Source organism: Bacteroidota bacterium, assembly GCA_020161395.1.
In the GTDB taxonomy this organism is placed as follows: Bacteria; Bacteroidota; Ignavibacteria; order Ignavibacteriales; family Ignavibacteriaceae; genus UTCHB3.
In genome coordinates, this window is the sequence record JAIUOE010000001.1 from 429,095 (window position 1) to 448,817 (window position 19,723).

Genomic DNA, 19,723 nt, shown 5'->3' on the forward strand with positions numbered 1-19,723 from the left:
ATCATGCTAAAACCCGTCGAACTAAGGCACAAACTCCACAGCCTCCCCGAACTTATGTATCAGGAGTTTGAGACCACTAAAACCCTGGTTGAAAATATCTCGGAAATCCCCGGAATCGTGATCCATCGCCCCCTTGAAACAGGACTTGTGGTGGAATACACCGTGAACAATGGTGACTACCTCCTCTTCCGTGCCGATATTGATGCCCTGCCCATAGTTGAGGAGACGGGACTCCCTTTTGCATCGACGAACAATCTGATGCACGCCTGCGGACACGATGTGCACACCTCAATCCTCTACCGTTTTTTGCTTGAAGTGGTGAAAAAGAAGGGTGACCGCAATATCCTTTTCCTTTTTCAACCTGCCGAAGAGGGGGGTGGCGGAGCACTTAAAATGCTTGAATCGGGTGTTTTCGATCAATTCAACATTTCAAAAGCCTTTGCCCTGCATGTAACCGACGATTATGACAGAGGTACCATCGCTTCAACTCCGGGTGTACTCTTCGCCTCGGCAAATGAAATTGTTCTTGAGTTCCACGGCAGGCAGGCGCATGTCGCCTTCCCTGAAAACGGGATTCACGCTTTCGACGGGCTCATGGCTTATCTCTCCCGTGCAAAAAAACTGATTGAACCAAAAAAAGATACCATGCTCTTCGGATACGGAAAAATTCAGTCCGGTACCGCACGCAACATCATCCCGGCACATGCAGTAGCGGAATGTACCATAAGAGCTTTGAATATTGACGATTCCTGGTGGTTCATCGACCAACTCAAAACCCTCTCGAAAGAGGTTGAAAAAGAAACGGGAGTAAAAACCGAAGTCATCCATGGTGATCCCTATCTTGAAGTGGTTGTTGACAAAGCCTTATACCATAAATACACTCCGGTTCTCTCTAAAGATTTCATCGTCATCGACTGTGGCAGCAAAATGACAGGTGAAGACTTTGGCTTCATCTCGAAAAAATACCCCTCCTTCATGTTTTGGCTCGGTACCTCCACCGGCGAAAGACACGGACTCCATACCCCAAAATTCTTTCCCCCCGACGAAACAATAGAAGACGGCTTTAAAGCTTTTTGGAGGATTTTGGAGGGGGAGTGAGGGGATATTGAAATGTATGACTCTTCAGTTGACCTATAAACTTAATATTCAACAAGCCGTCAAATCTTAATCTAGTGATTTGCAGAAACAGAGACTGAGGCTAATTTTACTTTCGATTTCTCAGGGTTCTTTTATTTTTCCAAAACATTATCTATTTTTGTGGTATAATATTATTATCCGATGGAAAAATGAAAAAACTCATACTTCTTACAATTCTTTTACTTAACTCTTTTGCCATTGCGCAATGGCTTCCTCTCAATGTGAAACTTTCCGGTTTTCCTTTTTTTAACGGGGGTATGTACACTGACAGCAGAATTGCGTTTCTCTCTGGTGGTACGAATGTTTTCTTTAAATCTTTCGATCAAGGCAAGACCTGGACCTTCGAGGCACTTCCTGCCGGAGCACGACCCTTCAGTTTTGCCGTCTCCGCAGGTGGACATATGATGGGGGTTGAATCAAATATTTCCGGTTACTGGTTTTCCGATAATTTGGCAGGCTACTGGCGTTTTATTCAAGGTATGTCTGTAAGTGAGGCTGTTTCTGACATAGAAGGCAGCAGGCAAAATATCTTCTTTGTATCACTAGAAAAAAGCATTTACCGCAAAACTGGTGCTGCGAACTGGTTGACCAAATGCAATCTCCAGCTTGTTGGAACTGAGACGATCAAGAAGATTGAAGCATTCAAAGACACAGGAGAACTTTTTGCTGCCACTTCCGCCGGCAGGGTTTATAAAAGTAACGATGACGGACTGAGTTTTTTCGAATCCGTTAATATCAACGCCGATATCACTTTGATGGAAACATACGCTACAAATAATATCGCCTTCACAACAACAAGAAATTCTCAACAAATGCTCTACATCTCCTCCGACAGAGGACTAACCTGGGATTCGATTGCTCTTTCTGTTCCTCTTGCTGAATTCCAAATGAACTCCGTCTTAAAGGGTATCGCCAGATCCTCTTCAAACGATTTGTACCGCACGACAGATGGCATGCGCACCTGGATACTTTGCCCAGGATTAAAAGTTATAAAGATTGGTGTCACCAAAGACGAAAATGGAATAGCAATGACCCCCGACTATCTGATTTACACCACATCAAATGCTGGCGAAAATTGGGAAATTGGCTCGGAATTAAACACTTTTGGAATCAGAGGGATAGAGGTGCTTCCGGACAATTCCGCTTATGCCTTTACGGTCGAAGGGGCACTTTACAGGTCGGGCAACTATGGCATGACCTGGAACCGGATTCATGACTCGCTCCCTGCAACAATTACCCGACTTGACAGGGAGAGCGACACTACACTTCTCGCTTACTCAACAAGCGGTACGGTTCTTCGCTACAGTTCATTAACAGGATTGATCACAGACATCTCCAATCTGTTTCCGGTGTTCGATCAGCCTCTTTACAAGTACGGAAACACCCTTTTTGCTCTAAAAAACAAGCAAATGCTACACTTCTCAGAAAATAGCGGGCTTACCTGGACAAACCGCCCCATACCCGATTCTGCTGTTGTAAATTTTTTCTTCGCTGCAGATTCGTTTTTCTATATAGCTTCGAATGATGGTTCATTTTTTGAATCCTCCGACAAGGGAGTTACATGGAGCAAGAAAAGGCTAAGCTATGTCACTGGAGACAAAATTCTGTTTATATACAGAAACGGGCTCAGATTGTGGGCGTCCTCGACGCAAAGTAAAATGTACTTTTCTAAGGACGGAGGTGTCATTTGGACTCCGGTTGACTTTAAAAATACTTATCGGGCTTTTTATTGCCACAAAAACCTTTGGCTGATGCAAGTTAATTCAGGTGAAACCTATCAAACAAATGATGAAGGAAGAACCTGGCAGCGAACAGTACACTTTCCGGCCGAACTAACAATGGCTACGGTAAAAGTGAACACCCGGGGTTTCGGGCTTATGGTAGATGCAAATGGGAAAATGTACCGGATGCATAATGGCGGTCTTCCTGTGGAACTGACCTCCTTTAATGCTGAAGTGGTGTCTCAGGGTATAATCCTCACTTGGGAGACGGCTTCGGAAACAAACAACCATGGATTCTATTTACAACGACGAAACAGCGGAATTTGGAGCGATATCGCTTTCATTCCTGGTAAGGGAACATCGCTTGAACGCTCAAGCTACTTTTTCATGGACGAACTTAAGCCTCAAAAGGGGGACTCAAACTACTACCGACTGAAACAGGTCGATTTTTCAGGTGAGTTTTCGTTCAGCAATCAGGTGGCCGTTGGTTTTACACCCTATACTCTCGAACTCGACCAGAACTATCCGAATCCATTCAGTGTTGGGGGTGAAGACCATGACAGCAAGACACAGATACGATTCCGCCTTCCAGAAGATGGCAACACCTCACTCAAAGTTTTCGACGCCCGTGGAAGAGAAGTTGACGAACTTTTCACAGGTTACCTCCCTGCCGGTGAGCATGTTTACACTTTCCCCGCAAACGGCACCTCACACGCGAGCGGTGTCTATTTCTATGAACTACGATTCAACGGAAATGTAAAACGGGGGAAGATGATGCTTTTGCGATGAGACGGGGAGTGAACCTCGATATCCTGTTACGGACTAATTTATTTATATTAACTGTCCATTAATTAAAAATTCAGAACAGCCGATGAACAAGAGTCTCCCGTTGCTTACATCTCATTTTCCTTCGCTTATTGAGCGGAATGCCTGGTATGTTGACAAGACAATGTTCATTCCTCTTCTCGAAAAACAAAATTCTCCCGCGATATTTTTTCTCAGACCACGACGGTTTGGGAAATCTCTCTTCCTGTCCTTACTGGATCACTATTATGGTTTACAATACAAAGAAGATTTTGAAAGACTTTTCGGCAACCTGTTTGTAGGTAAACCGGAGAATGTAACTCCTCTTAGAAACGGATTCCTCATCCTGAAATTTGATTTTTCAGGAATTGATACGGGAGACAATGCACTTGTCAGAGAGTCATTTAATGCGAAAGTAAAGATCGGGTTCAACGATTTTAATTCTCATTATAACTTTCTCACAAAAGAGGAAATGGAGGAAATCAACCGGAGTGAATCTCCCGCAGTCAGAATCGGGAATTTCCTGTCCGAGGTGCAAAACAGATTAAAGGGCAACAAAATTTATCTACTGATTGATGAATATGACCATTTTGCCAACGAACTTTTCTCTTTTAACCGGGAATATTTCAAGGATATTGTTTCGGGAAACGGCTGGGTTCGAAAGTTTTATGAGGTAATCAAGCAGTTTATGGGTACGGGTCTTATTAACAGATTCTTTGCCACCGGTGTAACTCCGGTAACTTTGGACAGCATGACCAGTGGATTTAATATAGCCAAAAACATCTCATTAGCGGAAGAGTTTAATGAACTTTCCGGGTTTACCGAAAGAGAAATCAGGGAAATGGTTTTTTCGACAATTTACAGAGAAGGTGCTTTCAATTCTGAATCACTGATCGCTGATATGCGTGACTGGTATAACGGGAGCAGGTTCTCACTCAGAGCTCCGGAAAAATTGTATAATCCGCAGTTGGTTATTACTTTTCTCTCGGCATTTGCAAAGGAATTCAGATATCCCGATGAAATGACAGATCAAAATGTAACTTCCGACTTTAAGAAAATAGCCGCCATCCTTTCCCCCCTTTCTAAAAAGGTCAGAGATGAAATCGTGGAAGAAGTTCTCGTTTCCGGTAAGATTTCCGAGAGTCTGACACTCCAATACAATTTCGAAAAGGAGTTCTCAAAAGCTGATGCTGTATCGCTGTTATTTTATAACGGACTTTTAACCATTGAGGACCATTTTGCAGGATTGATTACTTTCAGGATTCCGAACTATGTCGTAAAGCAGTTGTACTGGGAATTTTTCAGAGATGTCAGAACTTCATCAAGCGAACTGCCATTTGACTCCGGTGAGATTGGAACTGCTTTAAAAGAAATGTCTGTAAACGGCAACATTCAACGCCTGGTTGAGTTCGCTCAAAAAGTAATCTCCTCCGCTTCATTTCGCGATTTGCAGAACTTTAGTGAAAAACATATAAAAATGATTTTTCTCTCTCTTCTTGCCGGTAACAACGCATATTTCGTTTCCAGTGAATTGGAGACTTCCACAGGTTATGTCGATCTTTATCTCAAAAGGACCCGCAACAATCCCGGAAACTGGGATCATCTGATTGAACTGAAATATGTAAAATCGTCTCAACAAAAAGATATCATGAGCATTTCGAAAAATGGCAAAATACAAGTTTTGGAATACCGTAATTCCCTCCCGGGTGTTGACCTCTCAAATCTTAAGACATGGTTGTTAATCTTTATTGGAAAAACTGAGTTGGAGATTGTTGAGGTGGGGTGATAAGTAACAACTCAATACTTTAAGCTCCAATAAACTCCTCCATTACATCAGGACTCTTGTCTTAAGGTGGAAAAACATGCCTGTTCTGAAAGCCAAAACAGGCTTAAACTAATTAACTGAATTTCGGATATAAGAGAAGACTAAATCGGTTAACTCAAATTATTGAATTCCGCCTTGATTCTGTTAACTTCCTTTAAAAAGCCAGCCACATCCTGAATGAATTTTTCTCCATTGTCATCCAAAGATGCAATAACAGCAAATTCCTGGAGTTTTCTTCCTTCGCCAGCCGAGATTTTGTTGCCATTAAATCTATCCATGAAAAATCTTCGCTTCATCATTTTTTTTCTTCCTCTGAAACCGCCACGATGAACAAGGTATCTTTTCCCATTTTCATCTTTGACAAATGCAGCTTGCATACTCAGATCACTTTTTAATGGAATGTTTAATTCCACCTCGGCTAAACTCCAGTGTTTATATTCACCGGTACCAAGAATATTCCAATATCTATCCTTACGCGTACCGGGCATATCCGTATGCAAATTGTACAAATACCAAACCTCTTCTCCATCGGTGACATCGAGTTGACAAACTGACCACTGATTAATCGGCAACTTACCGACTTGATCCGCTTCATCCGAGTTTTCAAGGAATTTATCTCTTAAGTCAGTTTGTAAAAGTTCAATTTCAATGGGATCATCAACAACCGCAAAGTGTTGGGAAGGAACGGAAACCAACTCTTCAACCTTACCTTTCTCAAGTAAAATTTCTTCTACTTTCGCTGTTGCCTTTTGAACAGACGGCAACTTTGAAGGAGCCAAATTATATCGGTTTATCAGGTAGTCTAACCAATCTTTGCCAGGATAACTCTCATTTTTAACGGCCAAATTAAACAAGTCCTCAAGATAGCAACCCTTAAAACGATCATCTGGAGCTATCTTTCCCCAGATATCAAATACTGAATCCCCGAGAGATTTAAGCTGTTGAGATATAATATCTTTGTTGATACTTTGATTTGCCCTGGGCGTTACCATAAGCAAAGAGACAACATCAGCTTTTTGCTCTTTCGCTTTTTCCATTTCTGAAGCAAGGATTTGAAGTTTTGTTATCTGCCTGAATGGCTCAAATGCAAGTTCATAAGGATCAATATTTTCGGGAAGGTTAAGGATTGAAAAAAATCGAAGATATTTTTCGATCTTTTCCTGTATTTCGGGTTTCATTATTCTTCCAAAGAATCCTGTGGACTCGACATATTTCCACTCACCTATTACGGTTTGAATTTTGCCATCGTTTCTTTTAAACCGAAAGTAGAAATCTGCATAGGCAGTGTGTGGTTGGGGTTTATCGTTGTAATAGATAGGATGGGATCGTAAATAATCCTTTTCACCACCCCATTCAAACCCTATGTAAATCGGTTTATGCTTGGTGATGCTTTTTCCATAGATATTCAGACTCATCACCTCTCTAACATCATATCCTATAGAGTTCAGTAATTGTTTAAGTTTCTCAGGATGATTGTTAAAGGCAAACCAAAAATTTAAGCAAGCTATTTCAGACCTGCAGAGGTTATTATCTACAACCAATTTTCTTTTGTATTTACCCTTGGGGTAATGCTGATCATTCCTTGAAAGAAAATCGATAACATCTGCTCTTATACTTGCTTCAATACTTTCCACTGAGTATTTTGAGTCTATCCGATGCCGTGTTTCTGCGCCGTGATAATAGCCCGCAACCCGGTGCCCATTGGGAAAAAGTTCCTTTCCTAATTCACTCTTTAAAAGTTCGGCATATCTTGCTTTCTCTATTTCATCGAAATACATTTGTTTTCCTCCATCCAATAATTTGGTTTAAGGATATTTCCAAGGGGTTTTACAGGACCTCAGACAGTAATAATTTGTTTTTACAATGACATTAGTCAGTTACCAATTTAAAATTCGTAATTTCCTTTACTGTGTTCTGTCTCTTTCCGGGAGAAAGGACACCATCTACTTTGATGTAACCCGATTTTTTTCCATGAGCTTTGTACGCAATTTCATACTCATCCGCATTCAAAATAACTTTTGCATTTACTATTTCGGAGTCAACTAACAAAGCAAGCGTTACCTCTCCCTCCCGTCTGCCGTCTTTCCCCTCGTTTCCATTCAAACTCTCTACGGTTCCAATAAATGTATCGGCCGAAGGAGTTTTTTCAGGATACAAGTGGCGTTTGAATTCGTCAATTTTTGCCTTGTACTCATAGTGGAATTTTACCGACGCAGGAAGAAAAGTTGATTGAATATTCTTCAATCTTTTATTAAAATTAGGGCTATACCTGAATCGCATTTCAAAAGGGATTTCCATTACTGAAGGGAAAAAACTGGAAAGAGCGTCACAAAGATTGTATGAAAGTTCAGGTGAGTTCGATTTTTGCTGTTTTTCCAGGAGTTCATCGAGTTTGTTGGATGCTATAGCATTTGTTAGTGAGTAGGATGTTGAGTTAATCAATTCAAAAACACTTCTTCCGAATGGCTTTGTTTCTTCTTCTCCAATACGATTTTCACTAGTGATTTCATCTGAACTCAAGGGATAGGAAATGTTAAGGATAAAACTGCCTTCCTCTGTATGGCGAAACCTCGCCTTTTTCAACAGTTCATTGGCTTCATTTCTATATAATCTTGGGTGAAATAATGCCGGATTGATTATTGAACTTCCTGCAGCCAATAGCATCTGCTTTGCTGCTTCGATTGAATCAACAGCATCTTGAAAAGAAATCGAATTTATTCGGTTGTCGTTGGAATAATATCTTAAACTGATCAGATCATCATTAAGGGTTCTGATCTCATTTATCACCCGGAATTGGGTTTTTTTGGTAAAACTGCACAATTTGTCGAGTACCAATGTTGCCTGACTCACAAAATCAGAATTTTCATTGTCTGTCGGAAAGACCAACTGCTTATAGTCATTATCGGGACTATTTAACACAAACAATCCGTCTTGAATTGCATCATCGATTAGTTTCCAACCAATTGATAATGCGTAATCTCTTATTTCAATTGGTTTTAAGTCCAGTTTTGCCATCAATTAGACCTCATATTTTGGTACATCATTTTTAGCTATTCTAGTACAAAGGGATATTAGATTTTCAGGTGTAAGCAAATTCTCTTTGGGTATTTTTATTGTTATCGTTGATTTGTTATCCGTTGCCGGAGCATTGTAAAGTGAAACCCAATAGGCTGCTTTTTTCAAGACAAGATCTTCCGGGGTGCATTTGAGCCAGTCATCAGAATTTTTAGGTAATAACAGGACAACAAGAATTCTGCGGGGGTGTCCGCTAAAATCTCTTAGTTTATCATAAAGCTCTACAGGATTCAGTTGAAATTTTATGTTGAAGTTGGCATCCAAAGAATAATTATAAGTCGACTTTAGTTGAATTCTCAAAGGAACATCGGTAATGTAGGTGCCGGGGATTTTATCAAAAAACTCAACTGTTGCATCAGTCCCATAGTCATCACTATGTCTGTTGTTAATGTAACAATTTAACCCTGCTTTCGAGGCAACAGCATGAAGGTAGGCATATCCGAGTTCAGATTCTATATTATTTTTTGAGAGAGGCATAAAATTAAACTTAATTTTGTACAATATTTTTCGAACTTCACAAATTTACTAATAATTTCTTCAAATCCTGCTTTTTTGTAAATATAGTTTTTTCAATTTTCTCATCGGCAACCATTCATTATCTTTGCAGTTTCAATATTTAACAATTAATCTCACTTTTTACTAACAAAATGAAATTACATGTCAAAAATCAAAACAGCAGTTCTCGGTGCCACGGGCAGTGTGGGGCAGAAATTTATTCAACTTCTTGAGGATCATCCTTTTTTTGAACTGTGTGAACTTGGAGCTTCCGACCGCTCGGCGGGGAAGAAATACAAGGATGCAGTAAACTGGTTTATGGCTTCCCCGATCCCGAAAGGAGTGGGAGACATTGTCGTTAAAAACTGCGAACCACCATTTGAGAGCAGGATTGTTTTTTCGGGACTTGATTCTTCCGTGGCGGGTGAAATTGAAGAGAATTTTGCCAAAGCGGGTTATATTGTCGTTTCCAACTCGAGGAATCACCGGTTTGATCCCGATGTGCCTCTTCTTGTTCCGGAGGTTAATGCAGATCACCTCCAGCTACTTTCGATCCAGAAGTACAACGGCGGTGCAATAGTTACCAATCCCAACTGCTCCACAATCGGAATGGTGATGGCACTTAAACCTCTTTTTGACAATTTTGGACTTGAAGCGGTGAATGTTGTCACGATGCAGGCTCTTTCGGGCGCAGGTTATCCCGGAGTTTCGGGACTTGATTCCACAGACAATGTCATTCCGTTTATCAGCGGTGAAGAGGAAAAACTTGAAACCGAGCCTCTAAAAATTCTCGGAGCTTTTAACGGGTCGGGGATTACCAATACTGACATCAAAATAAGTGCATCCACTAACAGGGTGCCGGTCCTTGACGGGCACACTGAATCGGTACAGGTTAAATTGAAAAACAAAGCTTCGAAGGCTGATATTTTGAAAGTTTGGGAGGAGTTCTCTGCAGAGCCGCAGGCTCTTCAACTCCCGTTTGCACCCCTAAAGCCGTTGCATTATTTCCATGAAGATAAATATCCTCAGCCGAGACTTCACAGAAACATCGACAAGGGAATGGCAACCTCGATCGGAAGGCTTCGTGACTGCAACCTGTTCGATTACAAGTTCACAGTTCTTTCCCACAATACCGTCAGGGGTGCTGCCGGTGGTGCAATACTTTGTGCCGAATTGATGTTGAAAAAAGGTTTGATATAATCATCACTCATTAAAAGCAAAAGTGCCGAAGGTTCTTCTCCGGCACTTTTTCATTTTAAACGCTTCAGATTGATTTGGGGCGGGGCTATTTTTTCAGAATTTCTCTCAGCACTCTTTTGGTGTCTTCCGGGAAGTCATTTTTTATCATCCACTCGGCGTACGCTCTTTCATCTTTCACCCGTTTACCGATATGTCTCCCAAAATTATAGACAACTTCCCCTTTCCCGTCATAAACCAGTTTCCCTGAAATGTCGGCATTTTTGCTTCTACCCACTCCCAGATATTGTGCAATCTCTTCGGGGGTATCTCCGATGTCGGTGTATTTTTCCAGTTGAGCGATAAACACCTCCATCGTGGCGGTGATGTCTGCCTCGGCAGAGTGTGCACCCGTCATTTTCCTGCCACAGTAAAAGCGGTACGCATCGACCAGTCGGCGGGTGTCGGCGGGGTTACCGGGATTCCTTGGTTCCTTCTTTGCATAGAGAAGATACGGATCGATTGCAACAGTGCCTTCCGCGGGGAATTCGATTCCACATCTTTTAAATTCCTGTCTGATGAGAGGAAGATCGTAATTTAAAAGATTGTATCCTGAAATGTCGCAGCCCTCGAAAATCTTTAGAAGTGAATTTGCGATTTCGGGAAATGTCTTTTCATTAGCAACCATCAAATCATAAATTCCATGAATTTTGCTCGCTTCGGCGGGGATGCTTCTCTCGGGATTCACCAGGACCGTCTTAATTTCCTGCCGGTTATCCGGATACAGTTTTAAGAGGGAAATCTCGACAATTCTGTCCTTTTCAACATCTATACCCGTGGTTTCCAGGTCGAAAAACACAATGGGCCGTTTTAATTTTAATCTCATTTTGCCTTTCGCAAATTATCATACAGGCAAAAATATCAAAGATTTTGCTCCCCCACGAAAAAATAATGTTGAGAGGGTGCTTTTTATTTGTATATACAATCATAATATATTATATTTGTGGTATATGGAAGAAAAAAGTTCTAAATTCTGCAAGTGCCTTTACTATTCGTCCAATACACTGGCGCGGATAGTCACAAAAATGGCTGATGAGGAGTTCGCCCGTACAGGGTTGACGACTTCATTTGCTTTTCTCGTTATGTCCGTTGTGGAGCAACCGGGCATTCAACCGATGGATTTGAGTAAAATCATGATGCTCAATCCTTCAACAATAACCCGTTTGATAGAGAAACTGGAACAAAAAGGTCTCGTTTCGAGAGAAACCGAGGGAAAGTTCACAAGAATTTATCCCACCGAAGCAGGCAGGGAGATGGAACCCGTCGTAAAAGAGTGCTGGATGAATTTTTACAAACGGTACACAAACACATTGGGAGAGACTCACGCCAATCTGCTGACGGTCTCGATCTATGATGCTGCCATGAAACTTGATAAAATCTGATTTTTTTAAAAATATATTTGTATGTAAAAACAACCATCAACAAAAATAAGGTATAGCCATGTTCGTAATAACCGGAGCAACCGGAAACACCGGCAAGATAATTGCAACAAAACTTCTTGAAGCAGGAAAAAAGGTAAAACTGATCGGCAGAGATCCTGAGAAAGCAAAAGAACTTATCTCCATGGGAGCAGAATTTGCACAGGGAACACTCGAAAATGTGGAATTTCTTACAACCGCCTTTCGCGGGGCAGAGGCAGTTTATGCCATGATTCCGCCTGCCTACACCGAACCGGATTTTTATGCATTTCAACAAAAAACAGCAGACAATCTCGCTGCCGCAATCAAAAACTCAGGGGTCAAATATGTGGTAACTCTAAGCAGCCTCGGTGCCCAACTCCCGGAGGACACAGGAGTTGTCTTCGGATTGCATTATATGGAAGAGGAATTCAATAAAATTGAGGGGCTGAATGTTCTACATCTCAGACCCACATTTTTTATGGAAAACCTTTTTGGTCAGATTCCCCTCATAAAGGAGAGTGGCATTATGGGTTCCCCCGTCCTTTCAAACCTTAAGATGCCGATGATTGCGACTGTCGATATCGGAAACTACGGTGCCAAAAGACTTCTTGCGCTCGATTTTTCCGGTAAGTCTGCACAGTATCTTCTCGGTGAAAGAGACCTGACCTATCCTGAGATTGCCTCCATCCTTGGGAAAGCCACAGGCAAACCCAATCTCACATATATTGAATTCCCGTTCGAAGGAATGATTGCCTCAATGGTACAGATGGGTGTGGGCGAGAGCATGGCAAACCGCATGGCTCTTTTCCTGCAGGTTGCCAACACCGGTAGAATTACAGAGGGTGTAATCAGAGATGACGAAAGCACAACCCCAACCAGTATAGAGGATTTCGCCAATACTTTTGCGTATGTTTATAACATGTAGCTAAAGCCCGTAAGCTGTTTCCCCAATTCAGAGGCTGTTCAAACCACATTTTGAACAGCCTCTTTTTGTTTCTCCCTGAACACCTTGAGCTGAGTCTCACAAAAAACATTACCCAATCCTGTAACTCAAATCACAACCCCCGTATTAATGAATATTTTTGCTTGTTATTTAAATTATTTTTACGATTTTAATACCCGTATTTAATAATATTTAATCGAGATATAAAATGAAGAAGACACTTTTACTCATTGCAATGCTTTGTCTTAGTCTGAACGCCCAGTTATGGAGAGGACAAACAATTAATCCACCCTACAGACTTAACGATGTTGATTTTCAAGCTGATCTTGGAATGGCAGTTGGAGAGGGTGGAGCCGTTTTTATAAAAATTGGAGCCTCACCGTGGCAAATATTCAGGACAGGAGCTCAAACAGAATGGCTTAACTCCGTGGATATTCACGGTTCCCAAGCCTGGGCGGTTGGCGAAAATGGAGTGGTGTTGAAATTTGAATTTAACTCACAAACCTGGTCTCAAATTCAGTTGAACACCAGCGAGAATCTCAAAAAGGTTTATTTTGCCGGTCCCGATATCGGCTACATCGTCGGATATGGAAGTACACTGTTCAAGACCACCAACGCCGGAGCAACCTGGACAAGGCAAAACTTCAATTCCAGTGATTACCAGTTGACATCCATTGCATACGGAACCGACATGTTCGGTGCCATGGGTTCGCTTGCCGCTTCTGCCACGGTAAGCAGATTGCTCGTTACTGAAAATGGAGGTGCCGGGTATCTTCCGCTTTCACTTCCTTATGTCGGTGGAATTTTTAATATTTCTGTTCCCAATGATCAGGTGATTTACGCTGCTGGCGAATTTGGACTGCTGAAATCGACCAACCGGGGACTTTCCTGGATCAACCTGACGCCCAACATTCCGGGTTACATCTACCCGGGTGACATGTTTTTTTATGACACCATGAGGGGTGTTATAGTTTTGAACAACGGTATTATTCATAAAACCACTGACGGTGGAGCAACCTGGTCGTTTGAAAATGTTTTCCCGTTTGCAAGTAATGTTGCTTTGGGCATTTATACACAGGATCTTGAAAACATTCATGTGGTTGGTTACGGACAGGAGCAGGCCTGGGAGAGGAGAACGCCTATTGAACTGTCGCTCGACAATGTGGCTCTTTTCTCCGGTGACACAGTTAAAATACCCCTAAGGATAAAGAATCCTAACAGTTATCCATTGTTCTCCGGACAGATTTATCTCAACAATTTTTCCCCGAAACTCAAGTTTATTGGAGTAAAACCGGATGTCGGCACTCTAATGAACACATCAGGATGGTCATTTTACACAAATCAGACTAACGAAAACCTTCGATTTATCTCTTATGGCTCCGATTATATCAACACCAACGGAATTTTGTGTTATCTCCAGTTCAAGGCAACTCCTGCAGATCCGACAAAAAGAGACTCCGTTTTCATAAGTTTCGACTCCGCCTATTTTAATACAAACAACTACCCGGTATTTACAAAACCGGGCAGAGTGTTAATAAAGACCCGCTTCCCCGGCGATGTCGATCTGAACGGGGTTGTTCAGGCATTTGATGCATCAATGGTGCTAAGGTACCTTGTGAATCAAATTACTTTGGACGAAGAACAGCTTGGAAATGCAGAAGTTACGAATAACACTACTATCACGGCGGCTGATGCCTCGACAATCGCACAATATGTTGCCGGACTGATTCCTTCGCTACCGTGGGGAAATTTCCCGCAGGCTGCCGGTACACCTCAGATTGTGGATGTTAACGCACCTTCGGGACAGATTATTGAAGTGCCGGTATTTTTAAACAATCCGGAAAACCTTTACACTCTCCAGGGAAATATTTCGTTCGATGCCGGTGCGTTTAACTTTGAAGGATTGCAGTTTGCCCCTCAATTTTCGGGTGCACTAAGAGAAGTACGAAACGAGGATGGAGTGGTTAAATTTGCCGTTGCCTCGCTTCAGGAAGTTCCATTAACACCCGGTGTTCCTGCTTTTAAACTCCGTCTTTCATATAACGGCAGCTTGAACAGCAGCCAAAGCAGTGTAAGTTTTACAAATTTCAGACTGAACGAGAATATTTTTATACCCGACGCCGGGCAGTCGATCATCCATATCATAACCGGAATCACCGGGGATGAAAATATCCCTCTCGAATTTGCGCTTAAACAGAATTATCCCAATCCGTTTAATCCATCAACAATGATCGCCTTTGCTCTGCCAAAAGCGAGCTTCGTGTCTCTGATTATCTACAACTCTTCAGGAGAAAAAGTGACTGAACTGATAAACAGGCATCTTGAAGCCGGCTACCATGAGATCGGATTCAGCGCTGCAGATTTGCCGAGCGGTATATATCTCTATAAACTGACCGCAGGGAATAACACTTCCACAAGAAAAATGATCCTGATGAAATAGAGACCCGAGTATCTGAGTACCTGAGTGACTTGAGTACTTGAGTACTTGAGTGAGTGAGATCCTGAGATTCCAACCTTCTTTGGTTTTCATCCACTCCGGTACTCCGGTACTCCGGTGCTCAAGTACTCATTTCATACCTGATTCATTCCGAAGACAATGTAATTATACCTTTCATTTATTAAATCTCCATATTATTATCATCGGATTATAGATTTGCGATATCTTTTTGACGAATTAATCGATTATTGTATTTTAATATATAGAATAATCAAAGTCAAAAATCTCATCATCAGGAGAACAGCAATGAAAATGATCGCATTATTTATACTATTGGCATCAACTCTGGCATTCAGTCAGATACCAAACGGTGATTTTGAAACATGGAACAGCGACGGTCCTTCGGGCTGGGCAACACCAAACGCCCCAATGTTGCCGCAGTTGGTTACTCAATCATCAAACGCAAAAACAGGCAGTTTTGCCGTACAAGGGGAAGTGGTTCAGTGGTCACCTGGCCTTGTCGTCGCTCCCTTTATTCAGTCGGGTGACGACGCATCAGGCTTTCCATACACCCAAAGGCCTGTCAAGTTTACCGGCAACTATATTCTAAATCCTTCGGGAGGCGACAGGCTTTCCGTATCAGTGCTGTTAATGAAAAACGGAGAACTGGTTGGAATCGCAGCCCGTACATATTCCTCCACAACACAGACCTATCTGCCGCTTGAAGTACCTTTCCAATACATGAACGATGACACACCGGACACCTGTGTGGTTACAATCAGCATTATCGGTCCGGTATCTGGAAGTGACTACCACCTTGGCACCACATTTCTTGTTGACGACCTGAAATTTTCCGATTCCCCGGTTGCGGTGGAAGATGAACTTAACAACCCGAAGGTTTTCAGTTTGATGCAAAACTATCCAAATCCTTTCAATCCGTCGACGGTTATCAGATTTAATCTGCAGGCAAGCGGAATGGTTGAACTGGGAATATTCAATGCAGCAGGTGAAAAAGTGGCGGAACTCGTGAACGGTCAGATGGATTCAGGCAATCACGAAGTCAGTTTTAACGCACAGAATCTGCCGAGTGGCACCTATTTTTATCGCCTTACATCAGGAAACATCACTGAAACCAGGAAAATGCTCCTGTTAAAGTAACATAACCCCTGACTGCCGGGTGCATAAAAACCGGTAATTCAAAACAGAAAAGGAATTGAAGACTTCTCTCCGGGGCTCAATTCCTTTTTTTATTTATTCCATACTCCGCTTTTGTTTCCCAATCAAAGTCAATCGCCTGCCACATTCCTGTTTAGTGCATAGTTCCCCCGATTTTCTTAAATTTAGAATTGTATTATTCTAAAAAACGGATTGACTATTATGATTTCAAAATATCGATTTTTCTCACTATTGGTTATACTGCTCATCATGTCGCATACGATTATCAAAGCACAGAAAGAAGATGAATTTCTAAACGCCTACTCCGACAAAAAACTTGGTTCGTTTGTCGAGAAAGGGAACACGGTTTTTCGGGTGTTTGCCCCCAGAGCGGTATCTGCAACACTAAAGACTTTCAAAAAGGTCGATGATGACTACGGTCAGGAACTGAAGATGCAGAAGGACAACGATGGTGTCTGGGAGGCAACCATTCAGGGAGAGCAATATGGTTTATACTATGGTTATATCATCATAAATCCCGAGGACAGCGTACTTGAAAAATCAAAAGTGGTGATTCTCGATCCCTACGCAAAGGCAGTTGCAACATTCAATACATATATGAATCCCAGACTGGGGATTGTCGTTAAAGATGGCGGATTCGACTGGGGAAAAGACAAATGGATTCAGAGAGACTGGAGAGACCTCATTGTTTACGAAATGCATCTAAGAGACCAGACTGCACACCCCTCCTCAGGTGCAAAAAATCCGGGTACCTACAAGGGACTCATCGAAAAAGGGAAAAAGGGAGGTATCGACTACATCAACTCACTGAATGTGAATACTGTGGAGCTCCTTCCGGCACAGGAATTCGGGAACATTGAAATACCGTACAGAGATGCTGAACACAACAGATTTAACACATGGAATCCTTATGAGAGAAATCACTGGGGCTACATGACCGCCGCGTTCTTTGCTCCAGAAGCATATTATGCTGAAAACTGGGCAAAATTGAGATGGAATCAGTGGATGGGTCACGAAGACAAAGCCCGGCATGATTTCAAACAGATGGTGAAAGCCTTTCACAAGGAAGATATCGCCGTAATGATGGATGTGGTCTACAATCATATTTCCGAATATGAACTGGGTAGCTTTAAAGAGATCGACAAAAAATACTACTTCAGACTGAATGATGACGGCAGTTTTAAGGCTGAGAGCGGTTGCGGAAATGACTTCAGAACAGAAGCTCCCATGGCGAGAAGGCTCATTATCGAAAGTTTGAAATACTGGATGACAGAATATCACATCGATGGTTTCCGATTCGATCTTGGAAAACTGATCGACTGGAAAACGATTGAAGAGATTATCAAAGAGCTGAGGAAAATAAATCCAAAGGTTGTTATCGTCTGTGAACCATGGGGTGGCGGTTACGATCCAAAAGGTTTCTCCGAAAGAGAATGGGGCTCGTGGAACGATCAGATCAGAAACGGTGTGAAGGGTGAAAATCCGAAGAACAACCTTGGATGGATCTTCCAGAAATGGTTCGGCGACAATTCACCTGCCAGACTGAAGAGTTATGTAAACGGCACACTGATCAGAGATGAAAAAGGGCTCTTTGTAAAAAAAGAACATTCTGTGAATTATCTTGAGTCTCACGATGGTTACACTCTTGGAGATTTTATCAGAATCGGACTTGGAGACCTTAAGGAAGGTGCAACGGTTCTCGACATAGATAAAAACGCCAAACTTACCACCGAACAGATGAAACTTAATAAACTCGGTGCTCTTTTCCTCTTCACCTCACAGGGTATGACCATGATACATGCGGGTCAGGAATTCGGGCGTTCGAAGGTGGTGCCTGCTGATGTTGATGTTAACGATCCGCTAAGAGGAAAGGTTGATCATAATACTTATGATAAAGACAACGAAGTAAACTACATCAACTACCGCCATGCCGAGATGAACAAAGAGCTGGTCGACTATTATGCCGGTCTGGCAAAGCTTCGCTCCTCGTTCAAGGCATTTAGAAGAGCTGGCTACGAAGAAGTGAAATTCATGGACTTGAAAGATGAATTCACCCTTGGGTATGAAATTAACCACAACAAAGAACATTTTGTGGTGCTCTTCAACGCAAACCGGGACAAAAAAGCTGAATTCTCACTTCCCAAGGGGGAATTCGAGGTGCTGGTTAATGACAAAAAAGCGGGCACAAAAAGTCTCGGGAAAGCAAAAGGGAAAATCACACTTCCTGCTTCCTCAGGTGTGGTTCTGAGAAAAAAATAAAAACTGACCCGGTAATCCGGAGGATGAAAGGAACCTGAGCCTGTCTCCCGTTCCTTTCATCCTTTTATTTTTTTATCCCGATCCGGTTGCTGTTTGAGCAAATTGCGATAAAACACTCATTAGGGAACAATTTGACTCAAATTTCCATTTTATATTAATAATAGTGTATATTGGTACAAAATTCTAATTTTTTAGGAGAAGACATGCCTGCACCAAAGGCAAAAAGAAACAAGACAATTTCACTGACAGAAGAGCAACTCGAGAATTATTCTGCGAAGTTAATCGATATCAACGAAACCGTTACCCTTGACAAGATACTTGATAAAACCATTAACCGTAATCTTTTTGATATTATCAAGTACCTTCCTGATGAGTTTGTTGATTTATTGATTATCGACCCGCCATACAATCTCGATCGTGATTTTGGTTCTGCAAAGTTCAGAAAACTTCCTGTGGAGGAGTACTCGATGTATCTCAGGAGCTGGCTCCCTCAGTTGCTAAAACTCCTGAAACCCGAAGCCACTATTTATATCTGTGGTGATTACCTGAGCTCTCTCTCCATATTTTCCGTGGCAAGCGAATACTTCAAATTGCGAAACAGAATCACCTGGCAGAGAGACAAAGGGCGCGGAGCGAGCAAAAACTGGAAGAATTCGATGGAAGATATCTGGTTTTTCACGATGGGAAATGACTATACCTTCAACCTCGATGCCGTAAAGGAGAAAAGAGCTGTTATCGCCCCCTACAAAGAAGACGGGGAACCGAAGGACTGGATGGACTCAGACGAGGGAAGATTTAGAATGAGTCACCCTTCAAACATTTGGACTGATATCACAATTCCATACTGGTCGATGGCCGAAAACACGGAGCATCCGACACAGAAGCCCGAAAAGCTGATGGCAAAACTGATTCTTGCATCCTCGAACGAGGGGGATGTGATTTTTGATCCTTTCCTGGGCTCCGGAACCACTTCGGTTGTTGCCAAAAAATTGAACAGGCACTTCGTCGGAATCGAGATTGACAGAAAATATGCAGCGACGGCTGAATACCGGCTCGAACTGGCTGAATCCGATGACACTATTCAGGGCTACTTCGAAGGTGTATTCTGGGAGAGAAACTCACTGAAGCATCAGAAAAAATCGAAGAAGAAAAGTGACGGCGAAGATAATGAGGAAGAAGGCGGTTTCTTCAACTTTATGTAAACTTTAAGCCAAG

At 42.2% G+C, this 19,723-nt stretch carries 14 protein-coding genes; 10 read left to right on the top strand and 4 right to left on the bottom strand.

Annotation, left to right across the window (positions count from 1 at the left end; translation table 11 throughout):
- The first annotated feature begins 3 nt into the window (after positions 1–3).
- From LCH52_01750 to LCH52_01760, 3 genes are all read left to right on the top strand, one after another.
- Positions 4–1,098, top strand: coding sequence for an amidohydrolase (locus LCH52_01750; GenBank protein MCA0387198.1), 1,095 nt, complete (start codon positions 4–6; stop codon positions 1,096–1,098).
- 188 nt (positions 1,099–1,286) lie between these two features.
- Complete coding sequence (locus LCH52_01755) at positions 1,287–3,647, top strand: T9SS type A sorting domain-containing protein (GenBank protein MCA0387199.1); 2,361 nt, start codon at positions 1,287–1,289, stop codon at positions 3,645–3,647.
- Positions 3,648–3,729: 82 nt separating this feature from the next.
- On the top strand, positions 3,730–5,448 hold the full coding sequence (locus tag LCH52_01760; GenBank protein MCA0387200.1) for an ATP-binding protein: 1,719 nt from the start codon (positions 3,730–3,732) through the stop codon (positions 5,446–5,448).
- Positions 5,449–5,597: 149 nt separating this feature from the next.
- Here LCH52_01760 and LCH52_01765 read toward each other — a convergent pair whose 3' ends face one another.
- The 3 genes from LCH52_01765 to LCH52_01775 all read right to left on the bottom strand — a co-directional run bounded on the left by LCH52_01765 (position 5,598) and on the right by LCH52_01775 (position 9,063).
- Positions 5,598–7,265 carry a hypothetical protein gene (locus LCH52_01765; GenBank protein ID MCA0387201.1) on the bottom strand — a complete coding sequence of 556 codons (1,668 nt, stop codon included), beginning with the start codon at positions 7,263–7,265 and terminating at the stop codon, positions 5,598–5,600.
- A 91-nt stretch (positions 7,266–7,356) separates the two neighbouring features.
- Positions 7,357–8,502 carry a hypothetical protein gene (locus LCH52_01770; protein MCA0387202.1) on the bottom strand — a complete coding sequence of 382 codons (1,146 nt, stop codon included), beginning with the start codon at positions 8,500–8,502 and terminating at the stop codon, positions 7,357–7,359.
- A gap of 3 nt (positions 8,503–8,505) precedes the next feature.
- Positions 8,506–9,063, bottom strand: a complete 558-nt coding sequence (locus LCH52_01775) for a DUF4365 domain-containing protein (protein ID MCA0387203.1) — start codon at positions 9,061–9,063, stop codon at positions 8,506–8,508.
- Positions 9,064–9,219: 156 nt separating this feature from the next.
- On the opposite strand from LCH52_01775, the gene asd reads away from it, so the two are divergent.
- Positions 9,220–10,257: an aspartate-semialdehyde dehydrogenase gene (gene asd, locus LCH52_01780; protein MCA0387204.1), complete on the top strand. Its 1,038-nt coding sequence runs from the start codon at positions 9,220–9,222 to the stop codon at positions 10,255–10,257.
- A gap of 85 nt (positions 10,258–10,342) precedes the next feature.
- On the opposite strand, the gene LCH52_01785 is transcribed toward asd, so the two are convergent.
- Positions 10,343–11,119, bottom strand: a complete 777-nt coding sequence (locus LCH52_01785; GenBank protein ID MCA0387205.1) for a 3'-5' exonuclease — start codon at positions 11,117–11,119, stop codon at positions 10,343–10,345.
- A gap of 124 nt (positions 11,120–11,243) precedes the next feature.
- Between LCH52_01785 and LCH52_01790 the strand changes: the two genes are divergently transcribed.
- The 6 genes from LCH52_01790 (at position 11,244) to LCH52_01815 (ending at position 19,710) form a co-directional block, all read left to right on the top strand.
- Complete coding sequence (locus LCH52_01790; protein ID MCA0387206.1) at positions 11,244–11,675, top strand: MarR family transcriptional regulator; 432 nt, start codon at positions 11,244–11,246, stop codon at positions 11,673–11,675.
- 58 nt (positions 11,676–11,733) lie between these two features.
- The gene (locus tag LCH52_01795; GenBank protein MCA0387207.1) at positions 11,734–12,618 is read left to right on the top strand and encodes an NmrA family NAD(P)-binding protein; all 885 of its coding nucleotides are present in this window, start codon (positions 11,734–11,736) and stop codon (positions 12,616–12,618) included.
- 226 nt (positions 12,619–12,844) lie between these two features.
- Positions 12,845–15,076, top strand: a complete 2,232-nt coding sequence (locus LCH52_01800; protein ID MCA0387208.1) for a T9SS type A sorting domain-containing protein — start codon at positions 12,845–12,847, stop codon at positions 15,074–15,076.
- Between the two features lie 309 nt (positions 15,077–15,385).
- The gene (locus LCH52_01805; GenBank protein MCA0387209.1) at positions 15,386–16,231 is read left to right on the top strand and encodes a T9SS type A sorting domain-containing protein; all 846 of its coding nucleotides are present in this window, start codon (positions 15,386–15,388) and stop codon (positions 16,229–16,231) included.
- Positions 16,232–16,450: 219 nt separating this feature from the next.
- A complete protein-coding gene (locus LCH52_01810) occupies positions 16,451–18,508 on the top strand; it encodes a pullulanase (GenBank protein ID MCA0387210.1) in 2,058 nt (685 codons plus the stop codon).
- A 203-nt stretch (positions 18,509–18,711) separates the two neighbouring features.
- Entirely contained in the window at positions 18,712–19,710 is a 999-nt protein-coding gene (locus LCH52_01815) for a site-specific DNA-methyltransferase (GenBank protein MCA0387211.1), read from the top strand.
- Positions 19,711–19,723 lie beyond the last annotated feature (13 nt).